At 69.1% G+C, this 19,417-nt stretch carries 18 protein-coding genes, 1 tRNA gene and 2 pseudogenes; 16 read left to right on the forward strand and 5 right to left on the reverse strand.

Annotated features, from left to right (window positions below; genetic code table 11):
- Positions 1-1,092 (reverse strand): Hsp70 family protein (locus ACFVGY_RS21525; protein ID WP_385679718.1); only part of this gene is annotated, 1,092 nt, incomplete at its 3' end.
- Positions 1,093-1,333: 241 nt separating this feature from the next.
- Here ACFVGY_RS21525 and ACFVGY_RS21530 point away from each other — a divergent pair.
- The 3 genes and pseudogenes from ACFVGY_RS21530 (at position 1,334) to ACFVGY_RS21540 (ending at position 6,172) form a co-directional block, all read left to right on the forward strand.
- Entirely contained in the window at positions 1,334-1,906 is a 573-nt protein-coding gene (locus tag ACFVGY_RS21530) for a sugar transferase (protein ID WP_385679720.1), read from the forward strand.
- A 110-nt stretch (positions 1,907-2,016) separates the two neighbouring features.
- Positions 2,017-4,224: pseudogene (locus ACFVGY_RS21535) on the forward strand (heterodisulfide reductase-related iron-sulfur binding cluster); the annotation flags it as partial.
- Between the two features lie 1,015 nt (positions 4,225-5,239).
- The gene (locus ACFVGY_RS21540) at positions 5,240-6,172 is read left to right on the forward strand and encodes a Yip1 family protein (protein ID WP_385679722.1); all 933 of its coding nucleotides are present in this window, start codon (positions 5,240-5,242) and stop codon (positions 6,170-6,172) included.
- A 222-nt stretch (positions 6,173-6,394) separates the two neighbouring features.
- Here ACFVGY_RS21540 and ACFVGY_RS21545 read toward each other — a convergent pair whose 3' ends face one another.
- Together ACFVGY_RS21545 and dcd are read right to left on the reverse strand one after the other, a co-directional pair.
- Entirely contained in the window at positions 6,395-6,892 is a 498-nt protein-coding gene (locus ACFVGY_RS21545; RefSeq protein WP_179172805.1) for a phosphoribosyltransferase, read from the reverse strand.
- Positions 6,889-7,476: a dCTP deaminase gene (dcd, locus tag ACFVGY_RS21550; protein ID WP_179172804.1), complete on the reverse strand. Its 588-nt coding sequence runs from the start codon at positions 7,474-7,476 to the stop codon at positions 6,889-6,891. The genes ACFVGY_RS21545 and dcd overlap by 4 nt, the downstream gene beginning before the upstream one ends.
- Before the next feature lie 470 nt (positions 7,477-7,946).
- Here dcd and ACFVGY_RS21555 point away from each other — a divergent pair.
- Positions 7,947-8,020 (forward strand) — tRNA-Gly (locus ACFVGY_RS21555).
- Between the two features lie 339 nt (positions 8,021-8,359).
- Here the strand turns inward: ACFVGY_RS21555 and ACFVGY_RS21560 are convergent.
- Positions 8,360-8,683, reverse strand: coding sequence for a putative quinol monooxygenase (locus ACFVGY_RS21560; protein WP_385679724.1), 324 nt, complete (start codon positions 8,681-8,683; stop codon positions 8,360-8,362).
- A gap of 138 nt (positions 8,684-8,821) precedes the next feature.
- Here ACFVGY_RS21560 and ACFVGY_RS21565 point away from each other — a divergent pair, with 138 nt between their 5' ends.
- The 9 genes and pseudogenes from ACFVGY_RS21565 (at position 8,822) to ACFVGY_RS21605 (ending at position 15,351) form a co-directional block, all read left to right on the forward strand.
- Positions 8,822-9,838 (forward strand): GlxA family transcriptional regulator, encoded by a 1,017-nt coding sequence (locus ACFVGY_RS21565; protein ID WP_385679725.1) that lies wholly within the window; start codon positions 8,822-8,824, stop codon positions 9,836-9,838.
- Positions 9,839-10,384: 546 nt separating this feature from the next.
- Positions 10,385-10,636 (forward strand): hypothetical protein, encoded by a 252-nt coding sequence (locus tag ACFVGY_RS21570; RefSeq protein ID WP_385679727.1) that lies wholly within the window; start codon positions 10,385-10,387, stop codon positions 10,634-10,636.
- A 69-nt stretch (positions 10,637-10,705) separates the two neighbouring features.
- On the forward strand, positions 10,706-11,056 hold the full coding sequence (locus ACFVGY_RS21575; RefSeq protein ID WP_385679729.1) for a DUF6247 family protein: 351 nt from the start codon (positions 10,706-10,708) through the stop codon (positions 11,054-11,056).
- On the forward strand, positions 11,053-11,316 hold the full coding sequence (locus ACFVGY_RS21580) for a hypothetical protein (protein WP_385679731.1): 264 nt from the start codon (positions 11,053-11,055) through the stop codon (positions 11,314-11,316). The genes ACFVGY_RS21575 and ACFVGY_RS21580 overlap by 4 nt, the downstream gene beginning before the upstream one ends.
- A gap of 84 nt (positions 11,317-11,400) precedes the next feature.
- A pseudogene (locus tag ACFVGY_RS21585) lies at positions 11,401-11,809 on the forward strand (alpha/beta fold hydrolase); the annotation flags it as partial.
- Between the two features lie 883 nt (positions 11,810-12,692).
- Complete coding sequence (locus ACFVGY_RS21590) at positions 12,693-12,896, forward strand: cold-shock protein (protein ID WP_361097031.1); 204 nt, start codon at positions 12,693-12,695, stop codon at positions 12,894-12,896.
- Between the two features lie 249 nt (positions 12,897-13,145).
- A complete protein-coding gene (locus ACFVGY_RS21595; protein WP_385679733.1) occupies positions 13,146-14,648 on the forward strand; it encodes a DEAD/DEAH box helicase in 1,503 nt (500 codons plus the stop codon).
- A gap of 46 nt (positions 14,649-14,694) precedes the next feature.
- Entirely contained in the window at positions 14,695-15,036 is a 342-nt protein-coding gene (locus ACFVGY_RS21600; RefSeq protein ID WP_385679735.1) for a CBS domain-containing protein, read from the forward strand.
- 6 nt (positions 15,037-15,042) lie between these two features.
- Positions 15,043-15,351, forward strand: a complete 309-nt coding sequence (locus ACFVGY_RS21605) for an SCO5918 family protein (protein ID WP_385679737.1) — start codon at positions 15,043-15,045, stop codon at positions 15,349-15,351.
- A gap of 36 nt (positions 15,352-15,387) precedes the next feature.
- On the opposite strand, the gene ACFVGY_RS21610 is transcribed toward ACFVGY_RS21605, so the two are convergent.
- Entirely contained in the window at positions 15,388-15,747 is a 360-nt protein-coding gene (locus tag ACFVGY_RS21610) for a hypothetical protein (protein WP_385679739.1), read from the reverse strand.
- 824 nt (positions 15,748-16,571) lie between these two features.
- On the opposite strand from ACFVGY_RS21610, the gene ACFVGY_RS21615 reads away from it, so the two are divergent.
- The 3 genes from ACFVGY_RS21615 (at position 16,572) to ACFVGY_RS21625 (ending at position 19,299) form a co-directional block, all read left to right on the forward strand.
- The gene (locus tag ACFVGY_RS21615; protein WP_361102389.1) at positions 16,572-16,910 is read left to right on the forward strand and encodes a MerR family transcriptional regulator; all 339 of its coding nucleotides are present in this window, start codon (positions 16,572-16,574) and stop codon (positions 16,908-16,910) included.
- Between the two features lie 794 nt (positions 16,911-17,704).
- Complete coding sequence (locus ACFVGY_RS21620; protein WP_385679741.1) at positions 17,705-18,646, forward strand: hypothetical protein; 942 nt, start codon at positions 17,705-17,707, stop codon at positions 18,644-18,646.
- A gap of 146 nt (positions 18,647-18,792) precedes the next feature.
- Positions 18,793-19,299 carry a DM13 domain-containing protein gene (locus tag ACFVGY_RS21625; protein WP_385679743.1) on the forward strand — a complete coding sequence of 169 codons (507 nt, stop codon included), beginning with the start codon at positions 18,793-18,795 and terminating at the stop codon, positions 19,297-19,299.
- Positions 19,300-19,417 lie beyond the last annotated feature (118 nt).

A 19,417-nucleotide genomic window follows, 5' to 3' on the forward strand; every position in this document is an offset into this window, starting at 1 on the left:
GTCGAGGAGCAGGACGTCCTTGACCTCACCCTTGAGGACACCGGCCTGGAGGGTGGCGCCGATGGCGACGACCTCGTCCGGGTTCACGCCCTTGTTGGCCTCCTTGCCACCGGTCAGCTCCTTGACGAGCTCGGCGACGGCCGGCATGCGGGTGGATCCGCCGACGAGGACCACGTGGTCGATGTCGGAGAGCGCGATGCCCGCGTCCTTGATCACGTTGTGGAACGGCACCTTGCAGCGGTCCAGCAGGTCCGAGGTCAGCTGCTGGAACTGGGCGCGGGTGAGCTTCTCGTCCAGGTGCAGCGGGCCCTCGGCGGAGGCCGTGATGTAGGGCAGGTTGATCGTGGTCTCCGTGGAGGAGGACAGCTCGATCTTCGCCTTCTCGGCGGCCTCGCGCAGACGCTGGAGCGCCATCTTGTCCTTGGACAGGTCGACGCCGTGGCCGCCCACGAACTGCTTCACCAGGTAGTCGACGACGCGCTGGTCCCAGTCGTCACCGCCGAGGTGGTTGTCACCGTTGGTGGCCTTGACCTCGACGACGCCGTCGCCGATCTCCAGGAGCGACACGTCGAAGGTGCCGCCACCGAGGTCGAAGACGAGGATGGTCTGGTCGTCCTTGTCCAGGCCGTAGGCCAGGGCGGCGGCGGTCGGCTCGTTGACGATGCGCAGGACGTTCAGGCCCGCGATCTCGCCGGCCTCCTTGGTGGCCTGGCGCTCGGAGTCGTTGAAGTACGCCGGGACGGTGATGACCGCGTCGGTGACCTTCTCGCCCAGGTAGGCCTCGGCGTCGCGCTTCAGCTTCTGCAGGATGAAGGCGCTCATCTGCTGCGGGTTGAAGTCCTTGCCGTCCAGGTTGATCTTCCAGTCGGTGCCCATGTGGCGCTTCACCGAGCGGATGGTGCGGTCGACGTTGGTGACCGCCTGGCGCTTGGCGACCTCGCCGACGAGGACCTCGCCGTTCTTGGCGAAGGCGACGACGGACGGCGTGGTCCTGGCGCCCTCGGCGTTGGTGATGACGGTGGGCTCGCCGCCTTCGAGAACGCTGACGACGGAGTTAGTGGTGCCCAGGTCGATGCCGACCGCACGTGCCATTTCAATTCCTCCAGCTGACTTGAGTGGAACAGGCTCAAGAGTGCCCGACGCCTCGCCCCGCGTCAACAGAGGTGAGTGGAGTCGACTCAACTTTTATCCCGGTCTTACGCTCATTCGGGTGCCGTACCTCCGGCCGATGCGCACGCGGCCCCCGGGCAGGACGGGGCCGAGTGGGCGATGCTCGCCGCCTGCGCTGCGCGGCGTCCGGGAACCTCCACGGGGGGCAGGGCACGGTGCCTGCATGCCGCTGCCGCCGCTCGCGCTCCCCCCGGTCCGGCGCCCCGCACGCAGGCCCTCCCCGCTCCGCCTCCCGCGGCTCCCCGCCTACCCGGCGAAGCGGGCGGTCGACCTCCTCGGGGCGTCCGTGCTCCTGTGCGCCTTCCTGGTGCCGCTGCTCATCGCCGCCGCCCTGCTGTACGCGGCCCGGGGCGGCGGCCGGGTCCTCGCCCGCGGGCCGGCGGCCGGGCTGGGCGGCCGCCCGTTCCGCACCTGGCGACTGCGCACGGACGGGGCCGGCCCGATCGGCCGGGCGGTGCGCCGCTGCACCCTCGACGGGATGCCGCAACTGCTGAACGTGCTGCGGGGGCAGATGTCGCTGGTCGGGCCGCGCCCCGAAGCGCGTACCGACCGGCCGGACCGGCTGCTGGTTCGCCCCGGAATGACCGGTCTGTGGCAGGTGAGCGCACGCTCTGACCTCCCCTGGGAGGAGATGGCGCTGCTGGACCGGCACTATGTGGAGAGCCATTGGCTGGGGATGGATCTCGCAATCCTGGCGCAGACCCCTCGGGCGGCCCGTAAACACAGGCATGCCTGAGCGACACAGATCACCGCACGCTCACCTACATTGCGGCGCGGAGAATGGGTAACCTCAAGCCTTGACTCAATAAGTTACCGCTTAGTAAGTCCCGCCCGAGGAGCCCTCCCATGCAACTCGCCGCGATCATCGTGTCGCTGGTCCTGACCGTGGTCGGCGTCGCGCTGCTCGCCCGAGCCGTGGCGCAGATCTACCGGTTCGTGAAGCTCGGACAGCCCGTACCGGCCGGCAGCCGCACGGACGACCCGAAGGCCCGAACGATCACCCTGGTCCGGGAGTTCCTCGGGCACAGCCGGATGAACCGCTGGGGCATCGTCGGCTTCGCGCACTGGTTCGTCGCGATCGGCTTCCTGACGCTGCCCCCGACGCTGGCGCAGGCGTACGGCCAGCTCTTCCGGGCCGACTGGACGCTGCCGGTCCTCGGCGGCTTCCTGCCGTTCGAGCTGTACATCGAGTTCATCGGCCTGATGACCGTCCTCGGCATCGTCGTGCTGATGGCGATCCGCCTGATGTCGCTGCCGTCGCGGGCCGGCCGCAAGTCGCGTTTCGCGGGCTCCAAGGCCTGGCAGGCGTACTTCGTCGAGTACGTCATCCTCACCATCGGCCTGGCGATCCTGGCCCTGCGCGGCCTCGAGGGCGCGATCCACCACGTCGACTCGTACGAGCCGGCGTACTTCATTTCGTACCCGCTGGTGCTGGCCTTCAAGGGCCTGTCGCTGCCGGCCCTGCAGAACGCCATCTACTTCACCGCGATGATCAAGATCGGCACCTCGCTGATCTGGATGATCACCGTTTCGCTGAACACCAACATGGGTGTCGCCTGGCACCGCTTCCTCGGCTTCCCGAACATCTGGTTCAAGCGCAACGCGGACGGCGACAGCGCCCTGGGCGCGCTCCAGCCGATGACCTCGGGCGGCAAGGAGATCGACTTCGAGGACCCGGGCGAGGACGACGTCTTCGGTGTCTCCCAGGTCGAGCAGTTCTCCTGGAAGGGCATCCTCGACTTCTCCACCTGCACCGAGTGCGGCCGCTGCCAGTCGCAGTGCCCCGCCTGGAACACGGGCAAGCCGCTCTCCCCGAAGCTCCTGATCATGTCGCTGCGCGACCATGCGCACGCCAAGGCCCCGTACCTGCTGGCCGGCGGCGGCAAGACCATGGAGGGCGAGGAGAAGGCGTCCGCGGAGCAGCTGGCCGGTGTTCCGGCGGCCGCTCTGGCGGAGGCGGAGCGCCCGCTGATCGGCACGGTCGAGGAGAACGGCGTCATCGACCCGGACGTGCTGTGGTCCTGCACGACCTGCGGTGCGTGCGTGGAGCAGTGCCCGGTCGACATCGAGCACATCGACCACATCGTCGACATGCGCCGCTACCAGGTGATGATCGAGAGCGCGTTCCCCTCGGAGGCGGGCACGATGCTCAAGAACCTGGAGAAGAAGGGCAACCCCTGGGGTCTGGCCAAGAAGCAGCGCGTGGAGTGGACCAAGGAGGTCGACTTCGAGGTCCCGATCGTCGGCAAGGACGTCGAGGACCTCACCGAGGTCGACTACCTGTACTGGGTCGGCTGCGCCGGCGCCCTGGAGGACCGGGCCAAGAAGACCACCAAGGCCTTCGCCGAGCTGCTGCACATGGCGGGCGTCAAGTTCGCGATCATGGGCGGCGAGGAGAAGTGCACCGGTGACTCGCCGCGTCGCCTGGGCAACGAGCCGCTGTTCCAGCAGCTGGGCCAGGAGAACGTCGCGATGCTGAACATGGCGTTCGGCGAGGACGACGAGGACGAGTCGACGAAGAAGCCGAAGTCGGCGAAGAAGATCGTCTCGACCTGCCCGCACTGCTTCAACACCATCGCGAACGAGTACCCGCAGCTCGGCGGCGAGTACGAGGTCATCCACCACACCCAGCTGCTCCAGCACCTCATCGACGAGGGCAAGCTGGTTCCGGTGACCCCGGTGGACGGCCTGATCACGTACCACGACCCCTGCTACCTGGGCCGCCACAACAAGGTCTACACGCCGCCGCGCGAGATCATGTCCGCCGTCCCGGGCCTGCGCCAGCAGGAGATGCACCGCCACAAGGAGCGGGGCTTCTGCTGCGGCGCCGGTGGCGCGCGCATGTGGATGGAAGAGCGGATCGGCAAGCGCATCAACAACGAGCGCGTCGACGAGGCCCTGTCCCTCAACCCGGACATCGTCTCCACCGCCTGCCCGTTCTGCCTGGTGATGCTGACCGACTCGGTGAACGGCAAGAAGAACGAGGGCCAGGCCAAGGAGTCCGTCCAGGTCGTGGACGTGGCCCAGCTGCTCCTGGAGTCGGTGAAGGCCCCGGCGCCGACGGAGGCCGAACTGGCCGCCGAGGCCGCCGCCGCTGCGGCGGAGGCCGAGGCCGAGGCGAAGGCCGCCGCGGCTGCCGCGGAAGCGAAGGCCAAGGCGGAAGCCGAGGCGAAGGCGAAGGCGGAGGCAGAAGCCAAGGCGAAGGCGGAAGCGGACGCCGCGGCGAAGGCCGAGGTCGAAGCGGAGGCTGCCGCGGCCAAGGCCGAGGCGGACGCGGAAGCCGCTGCGGCCAAGGCGAAGGCGGACGCGACGGAGGCCGAGGCGGAGGCGAAGACCGAAGCCGCGGAAGCCGAAGCCGACGCGACGGAGGCCAAGGCGGAAGCCACGCAGGCCGAGGCGGGGGCGAAGACCGAAGCCGCGGAAGCCAAGGCCGACGCGACGGAGGCCAAGGCCGAGGCGGTCGTGGAGCCCGAGCCCGAGCCCAAGGCCGAGCCCAAGGCCGAGCCCGAGGCGGAGCCCAAGGCGGAGGCCGAGGCCGAATCGGTCGAGGACGGGGACAAGGCCGACAGCGCCAAGTAGCCCCACAGCGGACGCGACCCACGCTCCGCAGGAGAACGAGCCGCAGTGGCCGGCCCCCGCTCAGGGGGCCGGCCACTGCGGCATTCAGGGCAGCGAACCAGCGGCTCCCACGCCGGATGTCCGGCCGTCGGGCCCGTACGACCTCAACGGACCTCACGCCGGCGGAACTTGCCGCCGCCTCGACACCCCCCACCGAGCCGGGGATCAACTGTGCGCGGGGGCTACGGCAGCTGGAAAGGGGTTTCGCGATGAAAGCACAGGTCAGAGTGGCCTGCCGCGGCGGACACGAGGCAGCGGACGCGCTGTGCCCACCGCTCGAACGCCATATGGGGAACCTCACACCATGTCGGCCGAGCGTGGCGACCGAGCGCCCGCAGGGGTGGGGACGCCCCCGGGGGTTCCCCTAGTGGATGTCACAGCTCAGCCGCAAAGCGTGGCGATTCCGGCGGCCCGGTCACCCTTGCCCGCCGGACCAGGTACGTTCGATCACGTGGCTGGATTCAGGATCGGACGCGGCCGGGACGACAACCGCGCGCCTCAACAACCCCCGCGGCAGCAGCCGTACGGTCAGCAGCAACCGCAGCAGGCGCCGTACGGTGGGCAGCCCTACCCTCCCCAGCAGCAGTGGCCGCAGCAGGCCACCACCGCCGGAGGCCATGGCGAGCCGGAGTACTTCGACCCGTACGGGCACCCGCAGCCGCCGCACCCGGCGCAGCCGCAGCAGCCCCCGTACGGCAACGGAGGCCACGGCGGCTCGTACGCGAACGACAATCCCGGGCACACCCAGGTCTTCGCCTACGGGGAGGACCCGTACGGCCCGCCCGGGACCTACCAGGCGGGCGACGCCGGTGGCAGCGGCGGCGGCGCGATGGCGCCGGCCGGTCCGCGGCTGCCGTGGAAGGACCTGCTCAAGGGCATCGTGCTGCGGCCCGGGCCGACGTTCCTCCAGATGCGCGACTACCCGGTCTGGGGTCCCGCGCTGATCGTGACGTTCCTGTACGGGCTGCTCGCGGTCTTCGGCTTCGACGAGGCCCGCAAGGACGTCATCAAGGCCACCCTCGCCAACGCGGTCCCGATCGTCCTCAGCGCCGGTGTGGCCTTCGTCATCTGCGGCCTGATCCTCGGTGCCGTCACGCACACCCTGGCCCGCCAGCTGGGCGGAGAGGGCTCCTGGCAGCCGACCATCGGCCTGTCCATGCTGGTGATGTCGCTCACGGACGCACCGCGCCTGGTCTTCGCCATGTTCCTCGGCGGCGACAACATGTTCGTCCAGGTGCTGGGCTGGGCCACGTGGGTGGCGGCGGGCGCGCTGTTCACCTCGCTGGTCAGCAAGTCGCACGACCTGCCCTGGCCGAAGGCGCTGGGCGCGTCGGCGATCCAGCTGATCGCACTCCTGTCGCTGATCAAGCTGGGCACCCTGTAGCCGATCCGACTTCCCGCCCGGCCGACGACACACGGAGGGGTCCGGCGCGCACACCGCGCGCCGGGCCCCTCCGCGCTTCCCGGGGCTCGTTCGCCGGGCTCCGACGAAGGGGACGCCCGCGGGCGGCCTGCCGGCGGAGGCGGACATGCCGCCGCCGCGCGCCCGGCGGTGTACTGGCGGCCCGCGGCGGCGGGTGTGGGCGGCGGGACGGGCCCGCGACGGTCAGGCGTCGAGGATCTGGCCCTCGCGCTTGACGACGGGCGGCTCGACCGACCACGGGAACTCGATCCAGTCGTCGGTGCGCTTCCACACGTACTCGCACTTCACGAGGGAGTGCGACTTCTCGTAGATGACCGCGGAGCGGACGTCGGCGACGGTCCCGACGCAGAAGTCGTGGACGAGCTTCAGCGTCTTGCCGGTGTCGGCGACGTCGTCGGCGATCAGGACCTTCTTGTCGGAGAAGTCGATCGCGTCCGGGACCGGCGCCAGCATGACCGGCATCTCCAGCGTGGTGCCCACGCCGGTGTAGAACTCCACGTTCACGAGGTGGATGTTCTTGCAGTCGAGCGCGTACGCCAGCCCGCCGGCGACGAAGACGCCGCCGCGGGCGATGCTCAGGATGATGTCGGGCTCGTAGCCGTCCTCGGCGATGGTGGTCGCCAGCTCTCGGACGGCGCGGCCGAAGCCCTCGTAGTTCAGGGATTCGCGTACGTTGCTCATGCCTCGTGCCTCACCTGGGTACGGTGGAAGTTCTGGAAGGAGCGCGACGCCGTCGGGCCGCGCTGGCCCTGGTACCGCGACCCGTACCGCTCGCTCCCGTACGGGAACTCGGCGGGCGAGCTGAGCCGGAACATGCACAGCTGCCCGATCTTCATGCCGGGCCACAGCTTGATCGGGAGGGTGGCGAGGTTCGACAGCTCGAGGGTGACGTGGCCGGAGAAACCGGGGTCGATGAACCCGGCGGTGGAGTGCGTCACCAGGCCGAGGCGGCCCAGGCTGGACTTCCCCTCCAGCCTGGAGGCGATGTCGTCGGGCAGCGAGATGACCTCGTACGTCGATGCGAGCACGAACTCGCCGGGATGCAGGATGAACGCCTCGTCGCCCTCCGGCTCGACCATCCGGGTCAGGTCCGGCTGCTCGATCGCGGGGTCGATGTGGGCGTAGCGGTGGTTCTCGAACACCCGGAAGTAGCGGTCGAGACGCACGTCGATGCTGGAGGGCTGCACCATCGACTCGTCGAACGGGTCGATGCGCACCCGTCCGCTGTCGATCTCGGCCCGGATGTCTTTGTCAGAGAGAAGCACGTCCCGAGGATACGCAGAGCGCGCGAGCCACCCCCAATCGAGAGCTGGCGCCCGCGCGCCCGGCCGCCTACCGCTTGCCGGCATCCCCCACGGGGACGGCGTGCCTCAGGCGCGCGCACCGCGGGCACCGCAGCAGCCGGCCCGGGCCGATCCGGCCGGCACCGAGGTGCTGCAGCGGAAACGAAGCGGTACTGAACACATGCCCTTCGGCACAACGGACGACGGTGTTCTCCATCGAGGCCCTTTCCCCAACCTGCCGTACTGCGACGAATCGCCACATTAAGGGATGTTCGGAACCTGCTCCAGCCGCCACTCCCGCGGCCCGCCGCACCGGTACGTTACGCCCCAACTCCCGCACAGACGACCGTCGATGCAGCGCACAAACAACGACGACCCCGCGGACGATTCACCGGGGGTCGATCATGGGGTAGAGTGTGCAACGGTACCGCTCCAGTCACCTGGAGCGACCTGCGGATGTAGTTTAATGGTAGAACATGAGCTTCCCAAGCTTATAGCGCGGGTTCGATTCCCGTCATCCGCTCCACGACAAAGCCCCAGGTCAACGACCTGGGGCTTGTTTGTTGTCTAGTCCCGGTCCGCCTGGTCGACGAGTTCTCCTTCGACCAGGCCGGGACTGCCGGGCAGCGCTTCGGGTGGGCGGTCCAGCCCGCGGTTCCCGAGGAGCGGTCGCCCTGCCGCTCACCGTCATCGGCATGGCCGCTCCGGCGCAGGCCGACAACGACAGCAACTTCGGCAGCGGCGTCAACGCCGGGCGATCTGAGCGAGGGTGGCGCGGATTGCCTCGGGCCGGGCGGACGGCTGGGGCGCGGTGCTCATGCGGTTTCGGTTCTCTCCTCCCAGTCGGAAGGGCCAGATCGACGGGTTAGGAGAGCTTCGCGGCCAAGACCTCGACGGGCAGGATTTCGGGATCCTCGGCGAGCAGCTTGGGGACGTTCTCCATGAGTGCCGCCGCGATCTTGCCCTGGAGGTGTGCTTGGCGGTTCTCCTCGGTGGCGAAAGTGTCGAAGATGCCGAAGGTGGCGGGGCCGAGGCGTAGTGCGAACCAGAGGGTCGTGCCGGCCTCTTCCCTGGCCAGGGCGAGGGCGCCGGTGAGCAGTTCCTCGACCTCGCGGACGTACTCCGGCTTGGCCTCGATGCGGGCGAGCAGTCCGATGCGGGTGGTCTCGGGGACAAGGATGTCGGTCATGGAGTGTGCTCCTCGGTGCGTGGTGGGTGCGGCGCGACCCGGTGGGGTGTTGGCGCCGCCGTGCGATGTGATCACCGTATGAGCGGCCGAGGGGCTCCAGTCAGTGGCGCATCCGCCGGATGTTTTACCGTTTCCGACATGAGGATTTCGGTACTGGTCATGGACGGCCTCTTCGACTCCGGGCTGGCCACGGTCTTCGACGTCCTGCAGATGGCCAATGAACTGCGGGAGGAACTGCCCCACCCCCCACCGCACTGGGAGCTGACCCGCGTCAGCGGGCGGGGTGCCGTCCATACGGCCTCCGGGCACGTGGTCGAAGCCCGGGCCGCCGGGGACGGACCGCGGCCCGACCTCCTCATCGTGCCCGGGGCCGGCCCCAAACAGCCCGCACCCCTGCTGGACTGGGTGGCCGCCCCGGAACGCGAACCCGAACGCGAGGCGCTCCGGCTAGCCCGGGCCGAGGGCGTCCCCCTGGCCGCGGCCTGTACGAGTACATTCCTCCTCGCCGAGGCAGGGGTACTGGACGGGCTCACCGCCACCACCAGCTGGTGGCTGGCCCCGGCCTTCCGGCAGACGTACCCCCAAGTCGCCCTTGACGAGAGCCACATGCTGGTCCACGCCCCGGGAGTGACCACGGCCGGAGCCGCCATGGCACACCTCGATCTCGCCCTCGCCCTGGTACGGCAGGCCAGCCCGGCCCTCGCCGACCTCACGGCCCGCTACCTCGTGGTCGACCACCGCCCCACCCAAGCCGGTTACTCCATTCCCAGCCACCTCGCCCGAACCGATCCCACCGTCAGCGCCTTCGAGAGCTGGGTCCGCGCGCACCTCGACCAGCCCCTGCGAATGTCCGAAGCGGCACGAGCGGTCGGCGCGAGCGAACGGACCCTCCAGCGCGCCGTGGACAAGGTCCTGGGCGTCTCACCCCTGCGGTTCGCCCAGACCATCCGGCTCGAACAGGCCACCCACCTGCTGCGCACCACGGACCTCCCCACCGAGACCGTGGCCCGCCGCGTCGGCTACGAGAACGCCTCCACCCTCACCACCATGCTGCGCAAGCGCCTGGGCACCACCCCCGGCCACCTCCGCAACGGAACCGCACCCGCCGGCTCCCAGCGGGCAGCTCAGAAGGAGTCCGGCTCGGCGGCCGGATGAAGGACCTGTCGGCTTTCCGCAGCCTCATTGCCCGACACCCACAGCGAGGCCGTGCCACAACGTGCCAGCAGAGGCGGTGAACAGCGGTCAGCAGAGGCCTTCCAGCGACTTCGGGCGCGAGGCCACGAGATCACGTTCCCGCAGGTCACAGCGGTGCAGCCCCTCAAGTGCTGCGTGATTCCCAAACTTATGGCGCGGGTTCGATTCCCGTCATCCGCTCCACACAAAGCCCCAGGTCAACGACCTGGGGCTTGCTTGTTGCCTAGACCCCTCAGGCCGCGTGCCATTCGCGCGCCATAACTACCCTCACAACGCGTCAGATCGGGCGCCGGCCCGTCGCCCGAGGTCGAGCGCTTCAGTGGGCAGATCTTCCCCGAGGGGTCAGCGGCAGACTGGGCGAGGGTACGTCTTCACCGCCCCTCAGGGCAGGGGGCCGACCCTCCGCCCGCGGTCGAGAATTACCAAGCACGCGATAAACTATCAAGCTCATGCGAAAATCAAAAGGGGCGTTGTCGTTTATCGCGGCAGGTTGATACCGTCGAAGCCATGGCCGCCACCGCACCCCCGACTCCGACCACGCCCGCCGAACTCCTCGAAGCCCTCAAGGCCGCCCACGCCAAGGCCAAGGCAGCCGCCAAGGCAGCCGAGGAAGCCGCCGAGGAAGAGAACCGCCTGGCCCGCCTGACCCTGGCCACCGACGTCTACGGCATCCGTACCCAGGTCGCAAAGGCCCTGGAGATCACCCCCCAAGCCGTACACCAGCGCTACGGCGGCCGCACCACACGCACCGCCGCCTGACCCGCTTCTCCCCCTACCGGGCGCGCCGCACCGCTCACTCAGCGCAGCACCGGACAAGGAGTCCACGCCATGACCACAGCCCCGAGCACACCCGACGGGCCGATCTTCCCCATGCCCGACAAGACCCCCGCCTCCCTGCGCATCGCTGTCGCCCAGCTCGCCCCGGATGCCGTCGCCACGTTCGATGACCACTGGCAAGCCGCCATGACACAGGCCCGAACCGAGTACAGCCTCATGCCCGGCCGCGCCTTCGTCGAGCACTGGTGGTCATGGGTCGCCGTTGCCCGGAACCCCGAACTCCTTGCCCGCTTCCGCGAGTGCGAACGCATCGTGGCCGAGTCGCCCGACCGTGCCGAACGCCGAGCCGCTGCCGGCGAACTCGCGCGCATCCTCGCCGAGGCGGAGGCCGCGGCCACGTGAGTGACTGGACCTGGGAGTACGAACCCGGCGCGGAATGGGTTGTCGGCGACATGCCGAAGGAGCACCGCGACCAGGTAGAAGCCCTCGCCCAACGCGTCGCCGACGCCGTAGGCGTCCGCCGCATCGGGCAGCCCTTCGACATCACCGAAAGCGCATCCGGGGTCAAGACCTTCGCGGAGGGACCGGTGATGATCTGGTACCAGGAGGACTACCGCGACGACGTGGTGTTGGTCCTCAAGGTGTCCCACGCCCTTGCCTGACCCCGCACAGCACTGCGCCTCTCCGCCGCGCTCGCCCGCTCACACCGCACCACACCGACGCCTCAGCGAGCCACACCGCCAAGGGCGCTTCCTGGGCCCCGCCCCCGGTGCCTTTACGGCCTGGCACAACACGCCGGCCGCAGCATCCACCGCGCACCCATGTGGCAGCCCGAGCGCGCGGCCCAGTGGACGGACGAGGCCCTCGGCGCACTCGGCCTCGACCGGGTCCGCCGCCCCGCACCCCTACCACTGGCCAAGGACGCACTGCGATCCATCCGGACCCCGCTCTACCTCATCAGGGGCAAGCACAGCCTGCTCCTCACCCGAAGCGACAGCTGGAACGGGTACCGCGCCTCGTCCCCGGGGCCCGCGCCGAGATCATCGCGGCGACGGGCCACGGGCCGCAGATCGACCACCCCCACGTGTCAACGCCCGGATGCTGAGCTTCATGGAGGAGGTCGACTCCCTCGCCCCGGCCGCGGTCGACGCGTAGGACCTGCGGCTGGGGACACTGCCGCCAGCGTGGCGACCGCAAACCCCGGACTCCTTGACGGAACCCCCAACGCGTCAAGAACCTGTCTCAGCACCAGTGGACGACGCCGGCAGCCACCTGCTCCCCGCCGTGCCCCATCCGTGCCCTTCGGACCGGTGAACAGCGGTCGATACGGGTCCCTCGCGCACCCCGGGAATGAGCCATCGGGTCACCTGTTTGCGCAGGTCAGGAACTACCTCGACACCCAACGTGCCATAGATTCCCAAGCTTATAGCGCGGGTTCGATTCCCGTCATCCGCTCTTGAACGAAGGCCCAGGTCGGCGACCTGGGCCTTTTTCGTTGTCCGGGTTGGCTCGCGCCGCCGGAGCGGGCGCTCCCGACGAACGGCCACAGGGTCCGGAGCGGCTCCGCCTGAGACCGAACTCGCCTCCGCCGTGAGGCCGATGACAGCCGCACGGCCTTCCTGCCGCAGAGCCCGCGGAGATGCCGCCTGCCGTCCCCGCCGAGCCGCCCCCTTGCCCCAGGGAGGCGCCTCCGCCACCGCGTCCTGCCCTCCGGCACCGTGCCCCGTCAGACACGGCCGAAACGCCGCATTATGAATGTGCGGATATCTGGGTTCGCGGGCAGAGATTTTAACCAGCACCCCAGGGAGAGTTTTTACCGGCGACACACGGGAGCAAAAAACTGAACCCGCACGGACTGCACCGGCGTGCTACTGTCGATTCAGTTGCAGTTTTGGTACCCGAAATTTCAGGCGCCCCGGCGGCCTCACGCCACACGGAAGCGTTTTGCATTCCGGTCATTTTCCGGGCGGGGAATCATCGCGGCGACACGGCGTCCGCAAAGTGCGGATTCCGCTGCACTGCCCCAAGGAGATATGACATGGCTGCTGGCACCGTGAAGTGGTTCAACGCGGAAAAGGGTTTCGGCTTCATCGAGCAGGAGAGTGGCGGGCCTGACGTGTTCGCCCACTACTCGAACATCGCCGCCCAGGGCTTCCGCGAGCTTCAGGAGGGACAGAAGGTCTCCTTCGACATCGCGCAGGGCCAGAAGGGCCCGACGGCCGAGAACATCGTTCCCGCCTGACTCTGACGCGTCATACGCAGCTGGGGCCCGCATCCTTCGGGGTGCGGGCCTCAGCTGCATTTACTTCCCGGGGCTTCCGCGCACACTCGAATCACCGCAGCCCGTTTTCAGCGCTCCCCCGTCAATGATTCTGCACCCAGGCCCGAACCGCCCGGCTCTCGTATTCCATTCAGCTGGTTCCCGCAATTCCGACACCTCTCAGCTGTTGTCGGAGTTTCTCGGTACGTGCCGTATCACGAAAGGTTCTGAATGAACCCCACACGCACGAACGGCCGTCCCTCCCGCACCCGCCGCACGGGCGGCCACGCTCCCGCCGAAGCGGGTCGGGGCGGTCGTTCTGGTTCCTTCGGCGCGAACCGAACGGGAGGTACGAGGCGGTCGGGCGAAAGCGGCAACCACCCGGCCCCGGTACGGGGGGAGTTCGCCCTGCCCAAGACGATCACCCCGGCGCTGCCTCCTGTCGAGAACTTCGCCGACCTCCCCCTGGACGAGCGCCTCCTGGCCACGCTCAGCACGCAGGGTGTGTCCGTCCCGTTCCCCATCCAGGGTGCGACGCTGCCGAACTCCCTGGCGGGCCGCGACGTGCTGGGCCGAGGCAGGACAGGTTCCGGCAAGACGCTCGCCTTCGGCCTGGCCCTCCTCGCCCGTACGGCCGGGCAGCACGCCAAGCCCCGTCAGCCGCTGGCCCTTGTCCTGGTCCCGACCCGGGAGCTCGCCCAGCAGGTCACGGACGCCCTCACCCCGTACGCGTGTGCCGTGAAGCTGCGCCTGGCCACCGTCGTCGGCGGAATGCCGATAGGCCGGCAGGCGAACGCGCTGCGAAGCGGCGTCGAAGTCGTCGTGGCCACTCCCGGGCGCCTCAAGGACCTCATCGACCGCGGCCACTGTCGACTGGACGAGGTTGCCGTCACCGTCCTGGACGAGGCCGACCAGATGGCCGACATGGGCTTCATGCCCCAGGTGACCGCACTGCTGAACCAGGTCCGGCCCGAGGGCCAGCGGATGCTGTTCTCCGCGACCCTGGACCGCAACGTCGACCGCCTGGTCCGCGGCTACCTGACCGACCCCGTAGTCCACTCCGTCGACCCCTCCCAGGGCGCGGTCACGACGATGAAGCACCACGTCCTGCACGTGCACGGCGCCGACAAGCAGAGGCTGACCACCGAGATCGCGGCGCGGGACGGCCGGGTGATCATGTTCTTGGACACCAAGCACGCCGTGGACCGCCTCACCGAGGACCTGCTGGGTCACGGCGTCCGGGCAGCGGCACTGCACGGTGGGAAGTCACAGCCGCAGCGCGCCCGTACCCTGGCCTGGTTCAAGAACGGGCACGTCACCGTCCTGGTCGCCACGAACGTCGCGGCCCGCGGAATCCACGTCGACCAGCTCGACCTCGTCGTCAACGTGGACCCGCCCACCGACCACAAGGACTACCTGCACCGCGGCGGCCGTACCGCGCGAGCCGGCGCGTCAGGCAGCGTCGTCACCCTGGTCACCGCCAACCAGCGCCGCGCCATGGCACGCCTCATGACGGCCGCCGGCATCGTGCCCGAGACCACCCAGGTCCGCTCCGGCGAGGGCGCGCTCGCCCGGATCACGGGCGCGCGCACCCCCTCCGGCATTCCCGTGAAGATCACCGCGCCGCCCACCGAGCAGCGCGAGCGCGGCACTGCTTCTCGCGGCCGACGCAGTCCCGTCCCGGCGTCCCGGCGCGCCGCCGCACGGCGGCGTTCCGTCGGCACGGCTGCCTGAGCGTCGCATGACAGGGAAGCCGACCCGTCCCCTCAGGAGGCACGTTGTGACGCCAGTCCAGATGCAGTCCCGTCCGACACACTTCCCCCAGACGCACCCCACGGTGGCCGACACCATGGACTCGGCCACACCGCAGGTCTGCGACGACATGACCGTGGAAGTGGCCTTGGCCGTCATGGCCGGGGCCCGCACCGGCCACCTGCGCGTCTGCGACAACGACGATCAGTGCACCGGCCTGGTGACCGGGGCCCAGCTCACCACCGTCCGGGACAGCGCTGCCTACACGGACCGGCTCCGGCTGCGCGACCTCTCCGGTCGCGGGCCGTCCGCCTCCTCCACCGCTCCCAAAACCAGAGCCGGTCTTACCTCTTCTCCTCTCTCCCTGTGAGGCATCGTGCGCTGTGTCATCGCCCGTTTCCCCTTCGACCTCACCAAGAGCGGTGTCCTGGAGTCCATGAAGGGCGCCAAACCCGAGGAGATCACCGGCGAGTCCGTGATCATCGGTCGCCGCGCCTATCCCGTCAAGCAGGTCGGCCAGGTCATCACGGGCCAGGACCGCCGCGACTTCACAGCCCGTGAAGTCGTCCGCGCCATGACCAGACTCGGCTTCACCTGCCCCAGCCTCCCGCAGAGCAGCGCGCCCGCCCACAGCCTCGATCCCGTGCAGCACGCCTCTGCGGCACTCGGCGCTCCGAGTGCCTGACCGTGATCCACGGGTGTCTCCTGCAGTGAGACGGGGTCAGTGATCGGAGTAGCTGACGTCGCCCACGGTCCAGGCGCTGATGTCCGCGATCGAGACGCGGTACATCCCGCCTGTCTCCGGGATCCCCACCGTGCCCTGGAGGATCCGCGCCAGGTGGAAGTGCAGGTGCGTGGGCGGCGCGCCCTTCGCCGCCGCGGTCGCGAAGACGGCGGAGAACTCGGCCAGCCGGTCGGAGTCCGCCAAGACCTCCGAGACCCGCTGCCGCCACACCGCTTCGGGTGCCAGCCGACCTGTGATGACAGCGCCCCCGGTCACGACGGTCAGGGACATCTGGTTGCTCTGCCCGGACTCCACCAGCCTGGCGACGTCAACGAGCAGCTCGTCAATCTTCGACATGAAACCCGATCCTACGGGGGCACCTCACCCCGTCCACAAGTCGTCCTGCCGGGTGGGAAAGACAACCGGGGGCGCGCAGGTGCAGGGGCGGCTGCGCCTTCGCGACCACTTCGCACTCCCCGCCAGGAGCCAACTACCCCATCACCCGGGACACGAAAATCTATGTTGACTGCAGTAGATATCGAGATGTGGTTGGGGTATGTTTTCTTTCGTAACCAGCAGAGACAGCAGGGCTGGCAGAGACGAACTGCCGGCAAGCAGCACAGGTACGCACAGTGAGCAGGACGGTGCGGCGGTGGAGTTTCGAAGCCAGGGCTTTCGCAGGACGGTGACGAAACTGGCGGCCGGACCGGGCGGCCCGCAGTGATCAGGGGCCTCCGAGAGCGGGACCGCGGGCATGGCAGATGCGGCACCCGTGAGAGCAGTAGGGCGGTACCCCTGGTGAAGGTGTCGGGCTGCGGACGCGCGCACCAGGGCGTGGCAGCAGCGGCGCTCCCTCAGGTCGCTGAGCAGTAAGCATCACCAGCAGTACGCAGTATCTGCAGGGCAAGAAGTTGATCAGCGAGGAAAGAACGGAGGAACACGACGCCATGAGGATCGCCCGGACGGAAGTCTCGAGTCCGGGTACCGCAGGACTTCGATAGCGAGGTGGTCTTCGGTCAAGCAGCTGCGATCCCCGCGCCGACGGCGACTACCAGGCCGGGTGTGCGGACACAGAAGGCCGGCGCTTCATCAGGGCCGGCAAGTGGTGTAGTAGTTCCTTCAGGGCCCTGGTGCCAGTACTGGCACCAGGGCCCCTCTATGCGTTTCACAGAGAGGTGCAAATGACAGCAGACGACTCGTACGACCGTCTCGACGACGACGACTACCCCGCCTACACCATGGGTCGAGCCGCCGAGATGATCGGCACCACCCAGGGCTTCCTCCGCGCCATCGGCGAAGCCCGCCTGATCACTCCGCTGCGTTCGGAGGGCGGCCACCGCCGCTACTCCCGCTACCAGCTCCGCATCGCCGCCCGGGCGCGCGAACTCGTCGACCAGGGCACCCCGATCGAGGCCGCCTGCCGCATCATCATCCTCGAGGACCAGCTCGAGGAGGCCCAGCGCATCAATGCCGAGTACCGCCGCGCCGCCGAATCCGGCACGCCCCCAGAGCAGGCTTGAGGCGAGTACGCCACTGCCGGCATCGGTCGGCGGGCCCGTCGCAGCGGTCGGCCGCAGCAGGCAGATCGAGAAGTCCGTGCCACAACGTGCCAGTGGCAGCGGTGAACAACGGACATCAGAGGCGAGGAAGCGAATCCCCGGAATCACACCTGGCCCGCCTGTTTTCGCAGGTCAGAAGCCATATGGAGGCTCTGGTACCGAGTGATTCCCAAGCTTATAGCGCGGGTTCGATTCCCGTCATCCGCTCTTGAACGAAGGCCCAGGTCAGAGACCTGGGCCTTCGTCGTTGTCCAGACCAATTGCAGTGCCGCGGTACCACCTCCGCACCCTCGTGTCCTTGAGCGTGACGTCGGCCCGCATCGAGAGCGTGTGCCCGGTGTGACGAAGCTCGTGGAAGCGGGATGCCTTCGGCACGCCCACCGCCGCTCGCGCCTTCTGCCACGTCCGTCCGAGCGTCGGACGGCAGCCGACCTCGACTGACGCTGCCGGCGTCGGGTCCGCCTGCCGCAAAGCTCGCACCGGCCGGTTGAACTGCCCGGTCGCGTTCCCGCCGAACCCGCTTGTAACGTCCGGCCGTTTGGCGGCACTGACAGGTATGACCAATGACGATCTGCGTGCGCTGTTCCTCAACCGCACGCTGAAGAAGAGGCCGGTCTCGGCCCCTCGTATCTCGTTCCGTGCTCCGGCGGTCCCACCATCGGCTTGAACCAGTCGGTCGGAGTGGGACGCCGGCTGCCGCTTCGACTTCGAGAACCCCGAACACCACTGACATCAGCTACGAAAGGCTGAGAATCATGACTGTTGAGATGGTCGAGACCATTCCCACCTGCGCCTACCCGGGCTGCACCCACGCGCCCGAGCCGAAGGCGCCCGGCGCGGAGGGACCGGCCTCCCGCTACTGCGACCACCCCGACCACAACGCGCTCGGCGCATTCAGGAAGTTCCGCGCCAAGCGGCAGCAGCGCAAGGAGGACAAGCGCGCGGCGGCCGAGGCCAAGCGGGCGGCGAATGAGGAGGCGAAGGGAGCCGCTCACGCGGCACCGGTCGCCGGGCAGTCGTGGCCCAGTTCCTCCGTACCCGGGGTCGAGGTCGTGTCCCCGGAGCACGGGCACGCCCCCGCCGCCGACGCGTCCGAGCCCGCCCCGGCACCGGCACCGGCACCGGCACCGGCGCCGGCGCCGGCGGAAGCCGTGCACGGTGAGACCGGCTCGATGGAGGAGGCCATGGAGGCGATGGCGGCCGCGGCCTCCCTGGCGATGGCCGACTGTGGTGACGGAGCCCAGTCCCGCGACACCGTCGTGGCGCTCATCAAGCAGCTCTCCGCCGATCTCCCGGCCTACATCGAGGAGTTGGCGATCATCACCGACTCCGCGGCGGCCGAGGCGCGCATCGAGACGGTCACTCGCGCGTCCGCGCAGCGCATCCTCGCCGCCGAGGAGCGCGCCACGCTCGCCGAGGAGGCGGCCGACATGGCCGTGGCCGCGCTCGACGCCGCGATCGAGAAGTTCGCCCAGGAGACCACCACGATCCGCGAGGAGGCCGCGGGCAAGGTCGCCGACGCCGAGTTCGTCCGGGCCGAGCTGGAGCGCTACCGCGAGCGCGTCGGCATGCTCGAAGTCCGGCTCGACGCCGTCCGCGACGAGGCCGACGAGCTGCGCCGCGCCCGCGTGGCCGCTCCCGCAGTCACGAGCTCCCCGACCACCCCTGCTGAGCACGCGCACGCCGAGAACTGCTGAACGTCGTAGACGGACCGGAGCGGCGGACGTTCATCTGTAACGTTCGCCGCTCTTTCCGTCTCTGAATACCCAGTGCCCAGGGCGCCGAGGCAGTTGCCGCTGCCACCTCCGCGCCCCCGAACACCCGAGAAGAAACGGAAACCCTCATGTGCCGTAGCAAGCGCCGCAACGCCCTCTGGATCACCACCGCCGCCCTCGTCGTCGTGGCAGCGGTCGGGCTGTACCTCTTCCAGCCCTGGAAGCTGGTCACCACGGACCGCGTGGACGAGGCGCCTCCGGCGGCCGCCGGCCGACAGGCGGGTACGGCCAAGCAGGTGGCGAACGGGGCGTTCATCTCGCACGAGCACGAGACCAGCGGCTCGGTCGAGATCCAGCAGCTCGCCGACGGGAAGGCGAATCTGCGCCTGACGAACCTGCGCACCTCCGACGGTCCGGCCCTGCACGTGTGGCTCAGCGACCAGCCCGTCAAGAAGGACGGTGGCAGCAATCTCGACGACGGCAAGCACATCGACCTCGGCGACCTCAAGGGCAACGAGGGCAACCAGAACTACGCCATCCCCGCCGGCACCGACCTGAACAAGTTCTCCACGGTGACCATCTGGTGCGAGCGCTTCAGCGTCTCCTTCGGCGCGGCCGAGCTGAAGCGCGCCTGACGGAGTCGGACAGCACGGAAAAGCCGCTGGGGCGGGGGGGGTGCTTGGGCCCCCCCCGCGGGGTGTGAGGAGGTGCGCGGGAGCCCGCGCCACGGAAAACAAAAAAAACTCCAGAACA

Source organism: Streptomyces sp. NPDC127106 (assembly GCF_042677605.1).
GTDB lineage: Bacteria > Actinomycetota > Actinomycetes > Streptomycetales > Streptomycetaceae > Streptomyces.